This is a genomic window from Actinoallomurus acanthiterrae, assembly GCF_054775715.1.
In genome coordinates this window covers 3,478,509-3,496,860 of the sequence record NZ_BAAHCO010000001.1, presented here as the reverse complement: position 1 = coordinate 3,496,860, position 18,352 = coordinate 3,478,509, and the positions used below count along the sequence as shown (strand labels likewise).

Here is an 18,352-nt window from a genome sequence, read left to right as displayed (position 1 = left end):
CCCGTCGGTGGGCTCCGAGCCCGCCCAGAGACGTCCGGGGGCCTCGCACCTGTCAGGTGCGAGGCCCCCGTGCGCGTCAGGGCCTGTCTCGAAGTCCCCGTCCGTCAGGGCTCCAGGACCTCGCGCAGCCGGGCGGCGTAGGCCCGCGGGTGGCTCGTGTTGCCGTTGTGCCCGCCGGGGAACTCGGCGAGTTCGGCGCCGACCAGGGCCGCGAGGTCCTGGGCGCAGCGGAAGTCGAAGACGGTGCGCGGGGTCTTCTCGCCTGCGGCGGGCACGATGCGGGTGGTCGTCGAGCGCAACGCGGCGACGTTCAGGGTGTCGTGGACGACCGCGGTGAAGTCGTGCTCGACGAAGAAGTCGAAGTTGGCCTTCCGGGTGTCGGTCATGGGGGCCGGGGTCCGGTCGGGCTCGGCGGTCGGGTCGGACGGGTCGATGCCGAGGACCTCCGCGATGAGCTTGAACGCCGCGGCCAGCCCCTCACGCCGGTACACCTCCTGGAGCTCGGCGAGCTCATGCTCGTGGTGCCGGCGCTCGGCCTCGGGCAGCAGCCGTGGCGCGACCGGCTCGTGCGCGATGAGGGTCGAGATCTGTTCCGGGTGGTCGACGGCCAGGTGCAGGCCGATGACCGCGCCGAGGCTGCAGCCGAGCATGGCCACCGGCTCGTCGGTCAGCGACGCGAGCAGCCGGTGGACGTCGTCCGCGTGCTCGGCCATCGTCGCCCCGGCTCCGGGGTCGTCCAGCGTGCTGCGGGACAGGCCGCGCCGGTCGTACGTGATGACGGTGTAGTCCTCCACCAGCCGATCGACCAGATCGACGCTGCGGTCGGCGTCGCCCTCACCGCTCTGGGAGATCAGCAGCATGGGGCCGGTCCCGCGGACCTGGTAGTGCAGATCGGCACCGGCGACACGGAGGGAGCTCGACGTCGTCATCGGGAAGTCCTTTCGGGGTGGAGAGCCGTGCGCCCTCCCGTCGATGACGACGATAACTCATCGAATTAGATACATCAATCCAGATGCATCTAATTCGATGGAAACTAGGCCCGGCTCACCCGCGTGCGGCGCCGACCTCGTCGAGGAGGTCGTGCAGCGGAGGGAAGAGATCCGGACCGGCGGCGATCGTGAGCTCCGCGCTCGGCGGGACGCCGTGCAGGCCGCCGACGGTCCCGCCTGCCTCCTGGACGATGAGCGTCCCCGCGGCGAAGTCCCACTCCTGCGGGCCGCGTTCGTAGTAGGCGTCGATGCGGCCGGCGGCCACGGCGCACAGGTCCACGGCGGCCGAGCCGCCGCGCCGGATGTCGCGGACGCGCGGCAGCACGCCCACCAAGGCCTCGGCCTGGTGGGTGCGGCGTTCGGCGGAGTACCCGAACCCGGTCGCGACCAGCGCCTTGTCCAGGGTCACTCCGGTGTTGCAGCGGAGCCGTTCACTCGACCCGTCCTCGCGCATCAGGTGCGCGCCCTGCCCCCGGGCGGCGGTGTACAGCTCACCGCGCATCGGGACGGCGACGACGCCGACCACGACCTCGCCGTCGACCTCGGCGGCGATGCTCACCGACCAGTCGGGCAGGCCGTACAGGTAGTTGACCGTGCCGTCGATCGGGTCGATGATCCAGCGGACGCCGCTGGACCCGCCGCTCTCGCCGCCCTCCTCGCCCAGGAAGGCGTCGCCGGGCCGGGCGGTCCGGATGCGGTCGACGATGAGGCGCTCGGACGCCTTGTCCATCTCGGTGACGACGTCGGTCGAGCTCGACTTGGTGTACGCGACGCCGAGGTCGGCGGGCCGCTTGTCGACGAGCATGACAGAGGCGACCTCAGCGGTGCTGATCGCCAGTTCGTACAACAGGTCCTGCACGTTCCCCCCTCGGGATCCCGGCTGGATGTCCGTCATCGGCCGGTCGGCACGCCGGCGCGGCGGCAGTGCCCCGCGGCGCAGTGGTCGGGGCGCGGCCCCAGGCTTCCCAGCGCCGGGCGGTCGGCCCCGTCGCGTTCGAGGACCAGCTCGCGGACCATCGCGACGAACCGGGGATGGACATTGGGCGTGGCCGCCCGCTCGATCCGCAGCCCGAGACGGCCGGCGAGCTCCGCCGCCTCGATGTCGAGGTCGTACTTGACCTCCATGTGGTCGGAGACGAATCCGACGGGCACGATCACCGCCGCGCCGACACCCTCGGCGTGGAGCTTCGCCAGGTGGTCGAGGATGTCCGGCTCCAGCCACGGCACGCTCGGCGGGCCGCTGCGGCTCTGGTACACCAGGTCCCAGGGGCGGCCCTCCGCCACGACGGCGGAGATGTCGGTCAGCTCCGCGACGTAGTCCTCGCGGCCCGGCTGGGCGAGCGGCACGCTGTGGGCGGTGAAGACGACCCGGGCGTCGTCGCGCAGCTCGGCGGGCAGCCGGCCGAGGGCGGCCCGGGTGTTCTCGATCATCGGCTCGACGAAGCCGGGGTGGTTGTAGTAGATCCGGAGCTTGTCCACCTCGGGGGCGTCCTCGACCTCGGCCCGGGCCCGGTCGATGTCCTCGAGGTACTGCCGGCAGCAGGAGTAGCCGCTGTAGGCGGACGTCACGAACGCCGCCGCCCGGCGTACGCCGTCGGCCTTCATCTGCCGCAGCGTGTCGGCGAGGAAGGGATGCCAGTTGCGGTTGCCCCAGTAGACCGGCAGGTCGAGGCCGTTCGCGGCGAAGTCGGCCTCGATGGCGGCCTTCAGGTCGCGGCACTGCTGGTTGATGGGGCTGGCCCCGCCGAAGTGATGGTAGTGCTCGGCCACGACCTCGAGGCGTGCGCGCGGAACGCCCCTGCCCCGCGTGACGTTCTCCAGGAACGGCATGACGTCCTCGGGCTTCTCCGGCCCGCCGAAGGACAGCAACAGCAGCGCGTCGTACGGCATGCCCCCATCCAACCAGCCGCCCGCCGATGCCCGGCACCCGCCCGGCGGGCGGCGGCGCCCCCGATACCGGTCAGGAGTAGCGTCGGGCGTACGCGCGGGACAGGGACAGCACGTTGTTCACGTACGCGGCCGAGTGGTTGTAGGCGAAGACGGCGTGGTACAGGCCGCTGCCGCCGCGCCCGGCGCCGCTCGCGCACAGGTACTTGGCGGCGGCCGGCACGGCGTCGTACGGGTCCATGATGTCGGCCTTGCCATCGCCATCGCCGTCCACGCCGTAGATCCGCCAGGTCGCCGGCATGAACTGCATCGGACCGAGCGCGCCCGCGCTCGACGGCCCGGCGTTGCGCCCGTGGTCGCTCTCGATCTGCCCGATGGCGGCCAGCACGGTCCACGAGAGTCCCGGGCAGACGCCGGCGGACTGCTGGTACAGGGCGAGGTACGTGCCGGGGCGGCCGGCGGGCTGCTGCTTCTGCGCGGGCTGCCCCTTCGGCTGCGTCGCGGACTGGTGCAGGTCGATCACCTGGCTGTTCCCACCGACGACCTTGTGCAGCCGCGGCCCGAGGGTGCCCCGGTCGGCCCCGGGCGCGTTCACCAGGAAGGCGATGTCGTGGACCAGGCCGATCTTCCGCCCGGTATCGCGTCCGACGAGCACGTTGATGCCCGGCAGGCCCAGCGAGCCGGAGCCGCCCATGGTGACGAACATCTGGGCCCTGCCCTGGACCGGATACTGCATCGACTCGCGCAGCCCGAGCTGCTGCTGGACCTCGTCGGAGACGACGAACCGGTCCTGGGCGAGGGCGTTCCACAGCCCGTCGTTCTTGGCCGTGCCGGGCGGCGTCCAGGGCCGGAAGGCCGACGGGTCGACGGCGAACATGTTCACGCGGCCGCCCTGGAGCTGCACCGCCCCGGCGTCCACGGTGATGACGTCGCGGACGCGCTTGAGGTGGGAGACCCCCTGCAGCTTCTTGGTGGTCACCGGGCGGTCGGCGACGACGAGGAAGTCGGGGTCCACGACGCGCTTCAGGGCGGCGGGCTGCTCGGTGTTCGGCACGATGGTGGTGACGGGCCCGCTGCCCTTCTCCGGTCCCGGGTCCGCCGCGTGCCCGCCCTTGGGCGCCGTCTCGGGTGCGGCGGTCACGATGTACACCGCGCCGCTCGCCGCGGTCGCGGTGGCCGCCAGCGCGATGGCCGCCACGGCGGTCGGGAGTCCTCTGCGAACGAAGCGTCTCATCGGTACTCCCAACGATCGAGGCCCGGCGGTAGTTACCCAAGACTCGGCGGCACTTCGACGGGTACGGTTCGGACAAAGAAAAGATCCGCCCGGAATCGGCCTGGTCATAAGGCTCCGTGATCACGCTCATGGGGTTGCCGAGACCGGCTGAAAGATGAGTAAATTTCGCCTTATGCCCCCTGTGACACCTCAGACCTGGCGGAATTGGGCCGGTAACCAGCGCGCCACCCCCCGGCGCGTCCTGACGCCCCGGTCCACCGCCGACGTCGTCTCCGCCGTCAAGGCCGCGGCCGCCTCCGGCCTGACGGTCCGCATGGCCGGCACCGGGCACTCCTTCACCGACGCCGCCGCCACCGAGGGCCTCCTGCTCCGGCCGGACGGCCTCACGGAGCTGCGGTCGGTCGACACCGCCACCGGCCTCGTCACCGCCGAGGCGGGGATGCCGATGAAGGTGTTCAACGCGCAGCTCGAACAGCACGGCCTCGCCCTGGCCAACATGGGGGACATCCAGGAGCAGACCCTCGCCGGCGCCACGCAGACCGCGACCCACGGGACCGGGCGCGACGCCGCCGGCCTCGTGTCGCAGATCGCCGGGCTCGAGCTCGTGCTGGCCGACGGCAGCGTCGTCACCTGCTCCCGCGAGGACCGGCCCGAGCTGTTCGACGCCGCCCGCGCCGGGCTGGGCGCGCTCGGCATCGTCACCGCGATCACCTGGCAGACCGTCCCGGCGTTCCTGCTGCAGGCGCGTGAGGAACCCATGCGGTGGGACGAGGTGCTGGAACGCCTCGACGAGCTCGCGGCCGAGAACGAGCACTTCGAGTTCTACTGGTTCCCGCACACCGACGGCTGCCTGACCAAGCGCAACAACCGCGCCCCCGGCCCCGCGCAGCCGCTCGGGACGTTCCGGCACTGGCTGGACGACGAGTTCCTGTCCAACTCGGTGTTCGAGGTCGCGAACCGCGTCGCCCACCGTCTCCCCGGCGCCATTCCGACGATCAACGGCGTGTCCGCGCGGGCCCTGGGCGCCCGGACGTACACCGACGTGTCGTACAAGGTGTTCACCAGCCCGCGGCGGGTGCGTTTCAAGGAGCAGGAGTACGCCGTCCCGCGCGACGAACTGGCCGGCGCGCTCCGCGAGGTCCGCGCGCTCATCGAGCGCCGGGGCTGGCGGATCTCCTTCCCCATCGAGGTGCGCCTGCTGCCGCCGGAGGACGCCTGGCTGTCGATGGCGTACGGGCGGGACAGCGCCTTCATCGCGATCCACGTCTACCACGCGTCCCCGCACGAGGAGTACTTCCAGGGCGTCGAGGAGGTCCTGACGCCGCTCGGCGGACGGCCGCACTGGGGCAAGCTGCACACCCGGGATGCGTCGTACCTAGAGGGCGTCTACCCTCGATTCGGCGACTTCCTGGCACTACGCGACCGGATCGATCCCGAACGCCGCTTCGCGAACCGCTACCTGACCCAGATATTCGGCACCTGAAACACGTAGACTCGCAATGACTCGCGTCCCGCTTGCGCGGCGTGCAGATCCCTCGTGCTCCGACCGGTAACCGCGTACTACCCCGAACCGTCAGCATCCACCGATCTCCCGACCGCGTCCCGTCACAGCGGCCGCGTGAGCCACGCCAGACAGACGGCATCACGCGGCAAAGGATCCACAAGAATGGTTAAGCCCCCCGTCGCCGCCCTCCTCGAGCGGGCAAGCTGGGACGACACTGCGGGAACTTGACAAGGATCACGTCGTGAGGGCGGCGATGTTCGGACATGCCGGGTACGGTGCTGGCGGGCAGGTGTGTCCTGACGCGAGACTGGTAGCACCGGGGGAAGGGCACGCATGCGCCCCGAGCCGCGTCGGACAGGGCACGAAAGGACACGCATGCAGGAGCTGCGCCTCGTCGCGGTCAGCGAGGACGGGTCGTACCTCGTCCTTGCCACCGCGGGACGGGGCACCCGGTTCACGCTGCCTATCGATGATCGGCTGCGCGCCGTGGTCCGTGGGCATTTCTCCCGCCTCGGCCAGTACGAGATCGAAGTGGAGAGTCCCTTGCGTCCCAAGGAGATCCAGGCTCGTATTCGCGCTGGAGAGACAGCGGAAGAGATCGCCGAAACGGCAGGCATCCCGGTGGAGCGTGTCCGCTGGTTCGAGGGACCGGTTCTTCAGGAGCGCGAGTACATGGCCCAGCAGGCCCAGCGCGTTCCGATCCGACGCCCGGGTGAGTCCTCGCCCGCCCCTGCCCTCGGAGAGCTCGTCGAGGAGCGCCTCGGCCGGCGCGGCATCGACCTGGAAGAGGTCGAGTGGGACTCCCGTAAGTGCGAGGACTCGACCTGGCGGGTCAGCCTCTCCTTCTACTACGACGGCCGTCCCTACTCCGCGGAATGGGCGTACGACCCCCGCCGCCGCCACATCTCGGCCGTGAACGACGAGGCCTCGCGCCTGTCCTCCCTCGACGTCGACGAGTCCGCCGACGACACCGTCACCCCGTTCGTCCCGCGCCGCCCCATGAAGATCGTCGGCGACTCCGTCCGCGAGCAGGCTCCGCCGCCCGGCCCCGTCGTCCCGGCCCCCGGCCCGGCCCGCCGCGAGGAGCTCCCGGCCGAGGAGCCGACGCTCGTCCGCGAGGTGCCGCGGCCGGCCCCCGCCGAGGAGCCCGTCGCGCGCGCCCCGCGCCCGCGCGAGGCCCGCCCGGAGATCCTGGCCCAGCCGCAGGAGCTGACCGTGCCGACGCGGCCCGCTCCCCCGGCCCCCGCCGAGCCCCCGGCTCCCGCACCGCAGCCGGCCAGGCCGGAGCCCGTCGCCCCGCCCGCCGCCGAACACACCCCGGTCGAAGCGGCCCCGGCCGAAGCGGCCCCGGTGGAGACGGCACACGTAAAGACGGCGCCGGTGGAGGACAAGCCGGCCGAGGTCGAACAGCCGGAGCCGGAGCGGGAGATCGCCGAGGCCAAGCCGCAGGCACCCAAGCAGCCGCAGGCGCCCAAGCCTGCGCCGCCGAAGCAGGCCGCCGCCCGGCCCGCCGCGGCCGCCGCGAAGCCTGCCGCCGCCGCCCAGAAGCCGGCCCAGGCCAGGCCCGCCGCCCAGAAGCCGAGCCAGGCCAGGCCTGCGGCCCAGAAGCCGGCGCCGCCGCAGAAGCCCGCGGACAAGCCGACGGAGAAGGCTCCGGAGCGTCCGGCGGCCGCGGCCGCCACGAAGCCCGCGGCCCCGCCGGCGGCCCCGGAGAAGCGACCGCCCGCCCGGAAGCGTGCCCGCAGCAAGCGCGCCTCGGTCCCGTCCTGGGACGAGATCATGTTCGGCGCCCGCCGCCCCGAGTAACCCGGAGGAAGGCACCGGCGGTCACGGCTCCGATCATGCCGTGACGATCGCCGTGCTCCACGCACGGCGGACGCCGGGGATTCGTCGTCGTCAACGGCCGATGCCCGTTGAGACTCGCCGCACGGCTCGAAACGTGTGGAGCACCGCACTCACGTCCGGCTCTTCGCCCCGCCACTGATCAACGACAGCAGGTCAGGGCAAGATCGCAGCCCGGCCAGATACTAAGCCAAGGTTATAAGTTAGGCTTAGTACATGACCGACAAACCAGACGTTCATCAGATTTCCGAAGCACTGCTGGCCGGGATCACAATGCTGGTCCGCCGGGTGCGGCAGGTGCAGGTGGACGACGAGCTCTCGCTGCACGAGAACTCGGCCCTGAAGCGGCTGAACCGCGCCGGCCCGACCACGCCCAGCGCGCTGGCCCGGCTCGAACAGATCACCCCGCAGTCGATGGGGCGGACCCTGGCCGGGCTGGAGACGCGCGGTCTGGTCGAGCGGCGCCCGGACGCGGAGGACGGCCGGCGCGTGCTCCTGTCGCTGACCGAAGCCGGGCGGCAGGCGTTGGCCACCAGGCGTAACACGCGGATCGAGACGATCGCCGCAGCACTCGCGAGCGACTTCACGCGGCCGGAGCAGGAGCAACTCATGGCGGCCGCGCGGCTGATCGAGCGACTCGCGGAGGGCCTGTGAGCTCGACCGAGCAGAAGGGCGATCGGCCGGAGCACACGACCTCGCCGGGACGGCGGTCGGCGGACGACCGTTACCGGTGGGCGGCGCTGACGAACACGACGGCCGCGATCTTCATGGCGGCCCTCGACGGCTCCATCGTCTTGATCTCCCTGCCCGCGATCTTCCGGGGGATCCACCTGGATCCGCTGGCGACGGGGAACCTCGGCTATCTCCTGTGGATGATCATGGGCTACCGGCTCGTGCAGGCCGTACTCGTGGTCCCGCTCGGCCGCCTGGGCGACATGTTCGGCCGGGTCAGGATCTACAACGCCGGGTTCACCGTGTTCACCGCCGCGTCCATCCTGCTGTCCTTCGACCCGTTCCACGGCGGTGGCGGCGCGCTGTGGCTGATCGGCTGGCGGATGCTGCAGGCGATCGGCGGGTCCATGCTCACCGCCAACTCGGCCGCGATCCTCACCGACGTGTTCCCCGCCGACCGGCGTGGCTTCGCCCTCGGCATCAACCAGGTCGCCGGGCTGGCCGGCCAGTTCGTCGGCCTGGTCGCCGGCGGCCTGCTCGTGCTCTGGGACTGGCGGGCGGTGTTCTGGGTCAACCTGCCGGTGGGGATCTTCGGAACGCTGTGGGCCTACGCGAAGCTCCGCGAGCCCCGTACGCCGGGCCCCCGCGCACCCGCCCGGATCGACTGGTGGGGCAACGTCACCTTCACGGTCGGCCTCAGCACGATCCTCATCGCCATCACCGAAGGCCTCCACCCCTATCACCACCACACCATGGGCTGGACGAATCCCGAGGTCATCGGCCTGCTGTCGGTGGGTGCCGCCCTCCTGGCGGCGTTCGTCGTGGCCGAGCGGAGGGCCGCCGAGCCGATGTTCCAGCTCGGCCTTTTCCGCATCCGCGCCTTCACCGCCGGCAACCTGGCCGGCTTCGCCAGCCGCCTCGCGCAGGGCGGCCTGCAGTTCATGCTCATCATCTGGCTGCAGGGCATCTGGCTTCCGCTGCACGGCTACGACTACGCCGACACGCCGTTGTGGGCCGGCGTCTACCTGCTGCCGATGACCTTCGGCTTCCTGATCGCGGGCCCCGTCGCCGGCTGGATGTCCGACCGGCTCGGCTCGCGCGGCCTGGCCACCTCGGGCATGGCGCTGTACGCCTGCACCTTCATCGGGCTGACGCTGCTGCCCATCGACTTCCCGTACTGGGCGTTCGCCCTGCTCATCGCGCTGAACGGCATCGGCGTCGGCGCCTTCAGCTCGCCCAACTCCTCATCGATCATGAGCAGTGTCCCCGCGTCACGGCGCGGCGTGGCCTCCGGCATGCGCGCGACGTTCCAGAACACCGGTACCGCACTGTCGATCGGCGTGTTCTTCTCCCTCATGATCGCCGGGCTGGCCGCCAGCCTCCCGCACACACTGACCAGCGGACTACGGCAGCAGGGCGTACCGTCCCAGGTCGCCGAGCAGGTCGGCGCGCTGCCGCCGGTCGCATCGCTGTTCGCGACGATCCTCGGCGTCAACCCGATCGAGCAGCTGCTCGCGCCCAGCGGAACGCTCTCCTCGCTTCCGGCGGGAAGCCGGCACACCCTCACCGGGCGGGAGTTCTTCCCGAACCTGATCGCGGCCCCGTTCCACCAAGGCCTGGTGGTCGTGTTCATCTCGGCGACCGCCCTGGCCGTACTGGCCGCCATCGCGTCCGTGCTCCGCGGCGCCCCCAACACCAGGACCCGTCGGCGGGGCTGATACGGTCTTGATCAACACACAAGCCTTCTCGGCCCGGGGTCTTCACCCGCCGAGGAGGCTTTTTTCATGCCCATGAACACCTTGCCCCAGAAGGAGTGTTGCTGATCATGAACTCGAACGCCGGTGATGCGGCCGCTGCGGGCACCTGGAGGCTCGGTGACCTGACCGTCAACCGCATCGGGTTGGGCGCGATGCGGTTGACGGGCAGTGCCGCGTTCGACCTCGGCAGGCCGAGCGACCGTGAGCGGTCGATCCGCGTGCTCCGGCACGCGGTCGAACTGGGCGTCAATCACATCGACACGGCCGCGTTCTACTTCTCGTCGCTCCGCTCGGCCAACGAACTGATCAACCGGGCGCTGGCGCCGTACCCCGATGATCTGGTCATCGCCACCAAGGTCTGGCCGGGCCGGGACACCTCGGGCGAGTGGTGGTGGGCCACCCCCGCACAGCTGCGCGGCCAGGTCGAGGAGAACCTGAGGCAGCTCGGCCGCGACCACCTTGACCTGGTGAACCTTCGCATCCCTCGATCGCGACAGGCGGGCTCGATCGCCGAGCACTTCGGGGCGCTGGCCGAGCTCCGCGACGCCGGCCTCATCCGGCATCTGGGCATCTCCAACGCGACACCCGAACATCTCGCCGAGGCACGGTCCATCGCGCCGGTCGTCTGCGTCCAGAACCCCTGCGGCGTCGGCGCGCCGCCCGAGGCCACGGCGTTCCTGCGCGCCTGCGGGGAGCAGGGCGTGGCGTTCGTGCCGTTCTTCAGCATCGCCGGCGAAGGACGCGAGGCCGGTGCCGCCGGAACCGACGACGAACACGTTCTTTCCATCGCGCACGCGCACGGCGCGACGGCCGCCCAGGTCCGACTGGCCTGGACGCTCCAGCAAGGCCCGCATGTGCTGGTCATCCCGGGTACCGGCGATCCGGAGCACCTCGCCCAGAACGTCGCCGCAGGCGCACTACGACTCTCCGACGAGGAAATGGAACGCCTTATGGTTAACGGCAGGTAAATCTCGACTTATCGGGGTTTCACAGAATCGGTATTGCATTCCTTGATCATTCCGATGCACCATGACGAAGATCCGCTAGATGATCTTGCGCGGCGGGTCGGGCCGAGTTCCCCATCACGGAGAGGAGTCCGCAGCGATGTCGACCGTGACCGCAGACCACCCCCACCTCGACACCCTGGATCCATCACTCGACCTCGGTGATTTCATGATCGAGGGCGACATGACGAAGGAGCACAAGGCGGGGACCCCGAGCGACAACGTCGGGCCGCACTACTACTGGGCCTGACCAGGTCGGCGCGTGCGTCGCGGGCTCCGGCCGGCGGCGCACGCGCCTCCCGGTGGAAGACCCGGCACCCCGGATAAGACACCTGCTTCGGAGGCTGACGAGTGAATGACCTCTGGGAAGAGTCGGTCGAGCGTTTCACGGCGTACTTGCCGAAATCCGTGTCGACCTGGGTTTTGATCATCGATGCCACCGCCCACGCGCGCTTGGAGGCATCCCTGGTGCCCCGGCTGGGCGACGGCGTGCGGGTCCTCCGTCTCGGCCAGGCGCCCGTCGACGAGGTACGGGCGGCGGCCCTGGAGTATGTCGACCAGGACCACGTCGGCCTCATCGGTTTCCAGGCCCGGGCCTACCCGGAGTACCGGGACGCGTTGATGCTTTACACGGAGTGGCCGAGCCGCCGCGTGAAGCTGTGCGTCGAAGTCTGGGACGACAACTTCGCCGCCCTGTTCGCCGAGGATCCGCAGGAGGTGGCCCGCCGGTGCGACGGGCTTCGCCGGCGGCTCACCGGCGAGCGGACACTGACCTATCAGGCCGCCGACGACGCGGCCGAACTGCTCTCGTTCGAGTGCGCGCCCGAGGACTGGGTCGCCTACAGCGGGCTGGAGGACTTCGACTACCTCCTGCCCAGCGGAGAGGTCGCCTGCGTCCCGGAGACCGCGACCGGATCCCTTCCCGTCGAAGGATGGCTGATCGGAACGATCCCGTTCGGCCGGAAGTACGGCCGGATCGGTCCGGGTGACCTCACCGTCCGCATCGAGAACGGCCAGGTGACCGGCGTCACCGGACGTAACACCGAGCTCTGCCGGGACCTGGAGATGGCGTTCGACCGCCTGCCGGGCGTGCGTTCGATCGGCGAGCTCGGGATCGGCCAGTCGAAGGCCGTCACCGAAGCGGCCCGATCGCACAAGGCGGCGTTCACCTGGCACGAGCGCAACTACGGAGTGCACATCGGGTTCGGCGCCGAGCTGAGCGAGACCGCCGACCCCGACCAGCGCGCCACCGCCCACCATCTGGACGTCGTCCTCTCCCGTGGGCGGCTGACCGGGCAGGCGGGACCGCTGCTGACCTGGTGACCGAGCGAGACGACACACCGGGGAGTGGCCACGTCAGCGGCCACTCCCCGTGCGTCTACCGGCTGGGTTCGTACACCGTGAGGACGGGGCGTCCTCCGGGTCCGTGCGCCAGTGGGTAATAGGTACGGTGCGTGGCCGGATCCACGGTGACGACGTGGGCGCCGTCGGCGAGGCGCGCGCGTCCGGTGACGGTGAGGCCGCGGCCGTGGTCGTCCAGGGTGGTGACCCAGCCGGATTCGGCGGCCACGTACAGACGACCGATCCCGGGGTCGTAGGCCAGGACGTCGGGGTCGGCTCCGACGGTGTCGTTTCCGGTGATGTGCCAGGTCGTCAGGTCGAGGGTGAGCAGGCGGTCGTTGCCGTCACAGGCGATGAACGCGAGCCGGTCACCGGGGTCGAGAGTGAGGCCGTGGTCGTGGTCGCAGCCGGGCAACCGGACGCGGCGGGTAACGGCGAGGCGCGCCGGGTCGATGACGGCGAGGGTGTCTCGGGTCTGGACATCGACGAGGATCTGGCGGCCGATGGGGTCGTAGGCGACGTTGCCGGCTTCGCCGCCGAGCTGAACGGTTCCGCGCGGAGTGCCGTTGGTCGCGTCGATGACGGTTTCGGACCCGCCGGTCTCGTTGGTGACCCACACGTTGTCGTGAGCGGGGTCATAGGCGAGGCCGTCGGGGTAGGCGCCCGTGGGGGCGCGGGCGAGGATTCGGCCGGTGTCCTCATCGAGAGTGACCATCGAATTGGTTCCGGTCGCGGTGGCGTAGACGCGGTGCAGGGCGGGGACGACGAGTACGCCATGGACGTCGGGCAGGCCGGGGATGACCCGTACGGTCCGCCTGGCATGGATGTCGGCCTCGATGACCTGCCCGGCTCCGAGATGCGCGATGAACAGCAGACCGCGGCCGGGGTCGAGGCCGGCGTAGTCGAACCGGGACCCGTTGCCCGGCATGGCCACCTCGCCGACGTGGCGCAGTGGGAGCCGGATCGACAGCGGCCGGTGGGTCGGGGTGAGCAGCCCCACGATCACGATCGCGGCCGCCAGGATCACCAGGCCGCTGCCGGCCAGAACATGGCGGGGGCTGAAACGCCTGTTCATAGTGGATCCGTCGGCACGATGGCTCCCATCCCTGCTGGTGCGGGCCGGGGAGCCGGCCCGCACGCTCATCCTGTGACCAGATCGGTGGCGTCCAGGGCCGGGCGTAGTGCCTTGGCCAGGGTGACGCCGTCGCCGGTGGCCCAATAGTGCATGTAGAACAGGCGGGGCTGTTCGTCCAGGCCGTGGTTGTGCAGTTCGACGATGGCGATCCCGCCGCTTCTCAGGGCCTGGATGACCTTTTGGATCTCCGGCGCGGTCATCACGAAGTCACCGTTGATCGCCGCACGGTTCCCGCCCAGGGGCTGGAAGTTGATCGCGGTGGTGATCCCCAACGCGGCCGGCAGGACATGCCCGTCGCCATCGGTGATCTTGTCCTTGCGGCCGATGGAGAACTTGTAGATCCCGCCGTCGGCGATGCCGTGGCGTCCGATGGCCTTGTCGATCCCGGCGGTGTCCAACGCGATGGGCGGCTGCCCGGCCGGCGGCTTGGACGCGGCCGGGGTCGCCGTGACGGCCAGAGCCGCCTTGACCCCTTGGGCGAGCTTGACCGGGTCGCCCATCGCGTGGATGTGGGTCCACCAGACCGGCGGTGTCTGCTGCAGCAGGTGCTTGTGCAGCGCGGTCTGGGCGATCCCGTTGCGCTGCAGGGCGTCGGTGATCTTCGGCAGCTCGTTCTCGGTGACCACCAGGTCGCCCATCAGCATGGTCCCGTCGCGGTACTTGGCGAAGACGGTGTACCCGCCCAGCGCCAGACCGGGCTTGATCTTCACCCCGCCGGTCGTGACGGCGAGGTCCTTGCGCGGCAGCGGGACCCGATAGACGGTGCCCTTCATCAGCGTTCCCCGGCGGCCGAGGGTGTCCGAGACCGGCTTCCAGTCGGCCTGGGTGGTGGTCACCGGTGGCTCCGCGCGCCCGGGCCGGGCCTGATCGTCGTTGCCGCTCATCGCCGCGTGACCGATGCCGGCCGCGGGGATGGTGAGGACCACGCCGGCTCCCACGGCGGCCAGGTGGAGGCGTGACCGAGGTGACATGACTTCTCCTTGATCAGGGTCACGGGTATCTACTGATAGGAGAGCCCTGGTCGATGAAGCGCGGATGAAGACCCGCCCGGTGTGGGGGAACTTCATCGGACCTTCATGAACGGCGCGCACCGTTGGAACCGGACGTGGAGGGGCAGCAATGCGGATCCTGGTCGTGGAAGACGAGCCGAAGATGCGAGCGCTGTTGCGCCGGGCGTTCGCCGAGGAGGGCTACGCCGTCGACGTGGCCGCCGATGGGCTCGAGGCTCTGGGCCTTGCCGCGGTGGTCGCCTTCGACGCCGTCGTGCTGGATGTCATGCTGCCCAGGTCGGACGGCTTCAGCGTCTGCGCGGAACTGCGACGTAACGGGGCATGGGTCCCGGTGCTGATGCTGACCGCCCGCGACGCGGTCGCCGACCGTGTCCGAGGCCTGGACGGCGGTGCCGATGACTATCTGACCAAGCCCTTCAGCCTGGACGAACTGCTCGCCCGCCTGCGGGCACTGATCCGCCGTGGCCCGGCCGAACGGCCCGTCGTGCTCGAGGCCGGGGACCTGCGCCTGGATCCGGCCACCCGCACCGTGCGGCGGGGGGAGTCTGAGATCACCGTGACCGGAAAGGAGTACGCGCTGCTGGAAGCACTGATGCGCCGTCCGGGCATCGTGCTGACCCGCGAGATGCTGATCGAGCACTGCTGGGACCTGGCTACCAGCCCGTACTCCAACGTCGTCGACGCCCACATCAAATCGCTGCGCGACAAGATCGACCGCCCGTTCGGAACGAATGCGATCGAGACCGTCCGTGGGGCCGGCTACCGGCTGCGCCGCGACGGCGGGCACACCGCCTTGGCGCCCGCGCCATGAACCGTGTGCCACTGCGGCTGCGCCTGACCGCGGTCTTCGCCGCGGTGATGGCACTAGTCCTCACCGGTGCCGGCGACATCACCGTGTCCCGGTTCGGGGAATCCGAACGCGAGTACGGCACCCCGGCCCGCCTCGCCGCCCAGCACGAGGCGCTGGACGATCTGCGGCGTGAGCTGCTGACGTCCCTGCCGATCGTGTTCGTCATCGCCACCATCGGCGCGTACCTGCTCACCGGCGCCGCGCTCCGGCCCGTCGAGCGCATGCGCGCCCAAGCCGCTTCGGTCACCGAAGACACCCCCGGCCAGCGTCTGGACGTACCGGCCGGCCGGGATGAGATCGCCCGCCTCGCGCTGACTCTCAACGAGATGCTCGCCCGACTGCAGGCCGCGCTCGATCGTGAACGACGGTTCGTCGCCGACGCCGGCCACGAACTCCGGACCCCGATCAGCATGCTGCAGGCCGAGATCGAACTGGCACTGCGCCGCCCCCGCGACGCCGCCGATCTCCGCGCCGCCCTGGCCTCGGCGCACGAGGAGACCGTACGGCTGGTCCGGCTCACCGAAGACCTCCTCCTGCTGGCGCGCACCGATCGCACCCGCCCCGATATCAGGCGGGTACGTGTCGCACCGCTGCTGCACCGGATCGCCGACCGCCTCGCCGCCACGGCGCCAGAGCGGAAGATCACCGTCGACTGCCCCGCCGATCTGGCCCTCCTCGTCGATGAGGACCGCCTCGAGCGCGCCGTGACGAACCTGGCCCACAACGCCCTCCGGCACGGCCACGGCCGCATCCAGATCACCGCTCACGGCGACGGCGACCAGGTGGCCGTCCACGTACGCGACGACGGCCCCGGCTTCCCACCCGAGTTCCTGGCGCACGCCTTCGACCGGTTCACCCAGGCCGACCGGGCCCGCACCGGGATGGGAACCGGGCTCGGCCTGGCCATCACCGCCGCCATCGCCCGCGCCGCCGGCGGCACCTACGGAGCCGCCAACCACCCGGACGGCGGAGCCGACGTCTGGATCACCCTGCCTTATTTGATTTTTCGGGTGTAGACGACGTGGTCGACGAGGCGTTCGTGCTGGCCGGGTGGGGTGAAGTAGAGGTCGAAGGTGTGGTGGCCGTGGCTGCCGATGGTGATGACGGTGCGCATGGGGATGGTCTTGCCGAGGTATTCGGGGCCGAGCACGCCGGGGTCGGTGAACTGTCCGGGGATGGACAGCACGGAGGAGATCGTGGTGACGGGGTTGCCGCGGTAGGTCATGGCGGTGGGGGTGACGCTGTCGAAGGTGGTCCACTCGTATCGGCGGTCGATGTTGGAGAAGCCGAGGACTCCGAGGCGGTAGTAGCGGTTTCCGCCGAGGGTTCCTTCGGTTTGCTCTTGTAGGAAGCGGCCGCCGGTCTTGGTGATCCAGCGGGTGGTGACGGTGATGTCGCGGGAGACGATCGGTTTGCCGCCGCCGAGGATGTAGTTGGTCTTGACGGCCTTCCAGGTGCCGACCAGCGGGTTCAGGGCGCGCTGGTACGGGCCCGGGTTGAGGTTGTCGGCGGGCGAGGCCGAGGCCGGCGCGGCGGGCCGGTGCTGGACGGACGCGCCCGCCACGCCGGTCAGACTGACGGCGAGGGCGGCCGCCGCAGCCGTAAGTGACATCTTCTTGATCACACTGGACTCCGTGCGTCGGTTGGGAGGAGGGGAACGCCGGCCGAGGGTCCGACGGCGGTAGGACGGCAAGCCGCCCGGCCGCGTGGACCGCGGCCGGTCAGTGGAAGGCTTCGGCGTGGGCCGTCGCCCATTGCTCGAAGGTGCGGGGCGGGCGGCTGGTGACCCTTTGGACATCCGGATGGATGGTCGACTCGTCGAGGATGCCGTCGACATAGAAGCGGAAGAAGGCGTCGACGTACGCGGTCGGCATGCTCTGTTCCATCTCGACGCGCGTCTCCTCGTCCGACAGTCCCACGCAGCGCAGGTCGCGGCCGAGCACCTTGGCCAGGATGGCGATCTGGTCGGCGGGCAGCAGCGACTCCGGGCCGGTCAGTTCGTAGACGCGGCCCTCGTGGCCGCTGCCGGTGAGTGCCGGCGCGGCGACGGCTGCGATGTCCTGTGGATCGACGCATGCGGTCGATACCTTCGGGAACGGCACGCGCACCGTGTCTCCCGCCCGAAGTTGCGGCGTCCAGCGCAGCACGTTCGACATGAACGCGCGTGGACGCAAGAACGTCCATGACAGTCCCGAGTCGCGCACGGCCCGTTCGGACAGTGTCATGTAGCGGGAGATCGCGTTGCTCATGTCCTCCAAGGCGGCCGATCCGCCGGACAGCAGCACCACGTGTCGTACGCCCGCTTCGCGGGCTCGGGACAGCAGCCCTGGCATGTCGGCGTATCCGGGCAGGAGGAACATGCCGTGGACGTCCTCGAGTGCCGCGGTCAGAGTGCCGGGTTCGTTGAGGTCGCCGAGGGCGGGACGGACGCCATCCGGCAGTGGGGCGTCCGGCCTGCGGACCAGTGCGCGCACCGGTGCGTCCATCCGGAGCAGCGCGCGGATGACTTCTGCGCCGACATTGCCGGTCGCGCCTGTGACCAGGAACATCGTCTCTCCTAGAGTTCTCGGATGAGTCCGGCCGAGAGCGCGATGAGCGCGACGGCGATCAGCAGGGCGCCGACACGGGTCAGCGTCGTGCCGAAGGAGCGGGCGCCCGCCTGGCCGACTCCGAGGTGGACGAAGAACCCGCCCGACTGGGCCAGCACTCCGGCCAGCAGGATCGCGCCGAACGTCCATTCCAGGCCGTCGGAGTATCGGGCTCGGGGCAGGTAGAGGAAATAGACCAGCGTCAGCACCAGCAGAACCCCGGCGTGCGCGTGCCCGGCACGGAAGAAGCGTTCGCGCAGCTCGCCCAGCTTGTCGCGGTCGGTGGTGATGAACCTCAGCAGCGCGTGACCACCGAACTCGACCGTGACGATGGCCAGGAGCGACACGATCGGCAGGACCTCGGCCGGCTCCATCAGACGTCCTCGCCATTCGCCGCGTGCGATGCGACCATTCCCGTCGCATGAAGTGATCGTTCTTTCACGATCGGATGCTCGCAGCAGCCCCGTAAGTCCCGATAGTGTCCCTGTCATCTGTCGGGGGTGCATTTGTCATGGCTCTCGGGGAGATCTGCGGAGCGG

The 18,352-nt window shown here is 70.3% G+C and carries 18 protein-coding genes; 9 read left to right on the top strand and 9 right to left on the bottom strand.

Features of this window, described 5'->3' with window-relative positions; all coding sequences use genetic code 11:
• Window positions 1–104 precede the first annotated feature (104 nt).
• The 4 genes from ACYVF7_RS17045 to ACYVF7_RS17030 all read right to left on the bottom strand — a co-directional run bounded on the left by ACYVF7_RS17045 (window position 105) and on the right by ACYVF7_RS17030 (window position 4,110).
• Entirely contained in the window at window positions 105–929 is an 825-nt protein-coding gene (locus ACYVF7_RS17045; RefSeq protein ID WP_460340956.1) for an alpha/beta fold hydrolase, read from the bottom strand.
• Window positions 930–1,044: 115 nt separating this feature from the next.
• Window positions 1,045–1,884 carry an inositol monophosphatase family protein gene (locus ACYVF7_RS17040; RefSeq protein ID WP_460340952.1) on the bottom strand — a complete coding sequence of 280 codons (840 nt, stop codon included), beginning with the start codon at window positions 1,882–1,884 and terminating at the stop codon, window positions 1,045–1,047.
• A complete protein-coding gene (locus ACYVF7_RS17035) occupies window positions 1,881–2,879 on the bottom strand; it encodes a ferrochelatase (protein WP_460340949.1) in 999 nt (332 codons plus the stop codon). Before ACYVF7_RS17035 ends, ACYVF7_RS17040 begins: the two co-directional genes overlap by 4 nt.
• 70 nt (window positions 2,880–2,949) lie before the next feature.
• Window positions 2,950–4,110, bottom strand: coding sequence for a lytic transglycosylase domain-containing protein (locus ACYVF7_RS17030; protein ID WP_460340946.1), 1,161 nt, complete (start codon window positions 4,108–4,110; stop codon window positions 2,950–2,952).
• A gap of 172 nt (window positions 4,111–4,282) precedes the next feature.
• On the opposite strand from ACYVF7_RS17030, the gene ACYVF7_RS17025 reads away from it, so the two are divergent.
• The 7 genes from ACYVF7_RS17025 to ACYVF7_RS16995 all read left to right on the top strand — a co-directional run bounded on the left by ACYVF7_RS17025 (window position 4,283) and on the right by ACYVF7_RS16995 (window position 12,212).
• The gene (locus ACYVF7_RS17025; protein WP_460340943.1) at window positions 4,283–5,593 is read left to right on the top strand and encodes a D-arabinono-1,4-lactone oxidase; all 1,311 of its coding nucleotides are present in this window, start codon (window positions 4,283–4,285) and stop codon (window positions 5,591–5,593) included.
• 396 nt (window positions 5,594–5,989) lie between these two features.
• Window positions 5,990–7,420, top strand: a complete 1,431-nt coding sequence (sepH, locus tag ACYVF7_RS17020) for a septation protein SepH (protein ID WP_460340940.1) — start codon at window positions 5,990–5,992, stop codon at window positions 7,418–7,420.
• Between the two features lie 252 nt (window positions 7,421–7,672).
• A complete protein-coding gene (locus ACYVF7_RS17015; protein WP_460340937.1) occupies window positions 7,673–8,110 on the top strand; it encodes a MarR family winged helix-turn-helix transcriptional regulator in 438 nt (145 codons plus the stop codon).
• Window positions 8,107–9,846 (top strand): MFS transporter, encoded by a 1,740-nt coding sequence (locus tag ACYVF7_RS17010; protein WP_460340934.1) that lies wholly within the window; start codon window positions 8,107–8,109, stop codon window positions 9,844–9,846. The genes ACYVF7_RS17015 and ACYVF7_RS17010 overlap by 4 nt, the downstream gene beginning before the upstream one ends.
• 107 nt (window positions 9,847–9,953) lie before the next feature.
• Window positions 9,954–10,853, top strand: coding sequence for an aldo/keto reductase (locus ACYVF7_RS17005; RefSeq protein ID WP_460340931.1), 900 nt, complete (start codon window positions 9,954–9,956; stop codon window positions 10,851–10,853).
• Window positions 10,854–10,989: 136 nt separating this feature from the next.
• The gene (locus ACYVF7_RS17000) at window positions 10,990–11,139 is read left to right on the top strand and encodes a hypothetical protein (RefSeq protein ID WP_460340928.1); all 150 of its coding nucleotides are present in this window, start codon (window positions 10,990–10,992) and stop codon (window positions 11,137–11,139) included.
• A 158-nt stretch (window positions 11,140–11,297) separates the two neighbouring features.
• The gene (locus ACYVF7_RS16995; protein ID WP_460340925.1) at window positions 11,298–12,212 is read left to right on the top strand and encodes a M29 family metallopeptidase; all 915 of its coding nucleotides are present in this window, start codon (window positions 11,298–11,300) and stop codon (window positions 12,210–12,212) included.
• A 55-nt stretch (window positions 12,213–12,267) separates the two neighbouring features.
• On the opposite strand, the gene ACYVF7_RS16990 is transcribed toward ACYVF7_RS16995, so the two are convergent.
• The gene (locus ACYVF7_RS16990) at window positions 12,268–13,305 is read right to left on the bottom strand and encodes a hypothetical protein (RefSeq protein WP_460340922.1); all 1,038 of its coding nucleotides are present in this window, start codon (window positions 13,303–13,305) and stop codon (window positions 12,268–12,270) included.
• Window positions 13,306–13,370: 65 nt separating this feature from the next.
• On the bottom strand, window positions 13,371–14,336 hold the full coding sequence (locus tag ACYVF7_RS16985) for a DUF1259 domain-containing protein (RefSeq protein WP_460340920.1): 966 nt from the start codon (window positions 14,334–14,336) through the stop codon (window positions 13,371–13,373).
• Window positions 14,337–14,484: 148 nt separating this feature from the next.
• Between ACYVF7_RS16985 and ACYVF7_RS16980 the strand changes: the two genes are divergently transcribed.
• Both ACYVF7_RS16980 and ACYVF7_RS16975 read left to right on the top strand, forming a co-directional pair.
• Window positions 14,485–15,186: a response regulator transcription factor gene (locus tag ACYVF7_RS16980; RefSeq protein WP_460340917.1), complete on the top strand. Its 702-nt coding sequence runs from the start codon at window positions 14,485–14,487 to the stop codon at window positions 15,184–15,186.
• Window positions 15,183–16,241 (top strand): sensor histidine kinase, encoded by a 1,059-nt coding sequence (locus ACYVF7_RS16975; RefSeq protein ID WP_460340914.1) that lies wholly within the window; start codon window positions 15,183–15,185, stop codon window positions 16,239–16,241. Before ACYVF7_RS16980 ends, ACYVF7_RS16975 begins: the two co-directional genes overlap by 4 nt.
• On the opposite strand, the gene ACYVF7_RS16970 is transcribed toward ACYVF7_RS16975, so the two are convergent.
• The 3 genes from ACYVF7_RS16970 to ACYVF7_RS16960 form a co-directional block, all read right to left on the bottom strand.
• The gene (locus ACYVF7_RS16970) at window positions 16,220–16,849 is read right to left on the bottom strand and encodes a DUF1579 family protein (protein WP_460340911.1); all 630 of its coding nucleotides are present in this window, start codon (window positions 16,847–16,849) and stop codon (window positions 16,220–16,222) included. The genes ACYVF7_RS16975 and ACYVF7_RS16970 overlap by 22 nt on opposite strands.
• 97 nt (window positions 16,850–16,946) lie before the next feature.
• Window positions 16,947–17,774 carry an NAD(P)H-binding protein gene (locus tag ACYVF7_RS16965; RefSeq protein WP_460340908.1) on the bottom strand — a complete coding sequence of 276 codons (828 nt, stop codon included), beginning with the start codon at window positions 17,772–17,774 and terminating at the stop codon, window positions 16,947–16,949.
• Window positions 17,775–17,782: 8 nt separating this feature from the next.
• Window positions 17,783–18,187 carry a hypothetical protein gene (locus ACYVF7_RS16960; protein WP_460340905.1) on the bottom strand — a complete coding sequence of 135 codons (405 nt, stop codon included), beginning with the start codon at window positions 18,185–18,187 and terminating at the stop codon, window positions 17,783–17,785.
• Window positions 18,188–18,352 lie beyond the last annotated feature (165 nt).

Excerpts from the sequence above, each read along its gene's own strand:
- ACYVF7_RS16985 (WP_460340920.1), bottom strand. The coding sequence starts at position 14,336 with ATGTCACCTCGGTCACGCCTCCACCTGGCCGCCGTGGGAGCCGGCGTG.
- ACYVF7_RS16990 (WP_460340922.1), bottom strand. The coding sequence starts at position 13,305 with ATGAACAGGCGTTTCAGCCCCCGCCATGTTCTGGCCGGCAGCGGCCTG.
- ACYVF7_RS17045 (WP_460340956.1), bottom strand. The coding sequence starts at position 929 with ATGACGACGTCGAGCTCCCTCCGTGTCGCCGGTGCCGATCTGCACTAC.
- ACYVF7_RS16965 (WP_460340908.1), bottom strand. The coding sequence starts at position 17,774 with ATGTTCCTGGTCACAGGCGCGACCGGCAATGTCGGCGCAGAAGTCATC.
- ACYVF7_RS16975 (WP_460340914.1), top strand. The coding sequence starts at position 15,183 with ATGAACCGTGTGCCACTGCGGCTGCGCCTGACCGCGGTCTTCGCCGCG.
- ACYVF7_RS17040 (WP_460340952.1), bottom strand. The coding sequence starts at position 1,884 with ATGACGGACATCCAGCCGGGATCCCGAGGGGGGAACGTGCAGGACCTG.
- ACYVF7_RS17015 (WP_460340937.1), top strand. The coding sequence starts at position 7,673 with ATGACCGACAAACCAGACGTTCATCAGATTTCCGAAGCACTGCTGGCC.
- ACYVF7_RS17000 (WP_460340928.1), top strand. The coding sequence starts at position 10,990 with ATGTCGACCGTGACCGCAGACCACCCCCACCTCGACACCCTGGATCCA.
- ACYVF7_RS17030 (WP_460340946.1), bottom strand. The coding sequence starts at position 4,110 with ATGAGACGCTTCGTTCGCAGAGGACTCCCGACCGCCGTGGCGGCCATC.
- ACYVF7_RS17025 (WP_460340943.1), top strand. The coding sequence starts at position 4,283 with ATGCCCCCTGTGACACCTCAGACCTGGCGGAATTGGGCCGGTAACCAG.
- ACYVF7_RS16960 (WP_460340905.1), bottom strand. The coding sequence starts at position 18,187 with ATGGAGCCGGCCGAGGTCCTGCCGATCGTGTCGCTCCTGGCCATCGTC.
- sepH (WP_460340940.1), top strand. The coding sequence starts at position 5,990 with ATGCAGGAGCTGCGCCTCGTCGCGGTCAGCGAGGACGGGTCGTACCTC.
- ACYVF7_RS16980 (WP_460340917.1), top strand. The coding sequence starts at position 14,485 with ATGCGGATCCTGGTCGTGGAAGACGAGCCGAAGATGCGAGCGCTGTTG.
- ACYVF7_RS17035 (WP_460340949.1), bottom strand. The coding sequence starts at position 2,879 with ATGCCGTACGACGCGCTGCTGTTGCTGTCCTTCGGCGGGCCGGAGAAG.
- ACYVF7_RS17005 (WP_460340931.1), top strand. The coding sequence starts at position 9,954 with ATGAACTCGAACGCCGGTGATGCGGCCGCTGCGGGCACCTGGAGGCTC.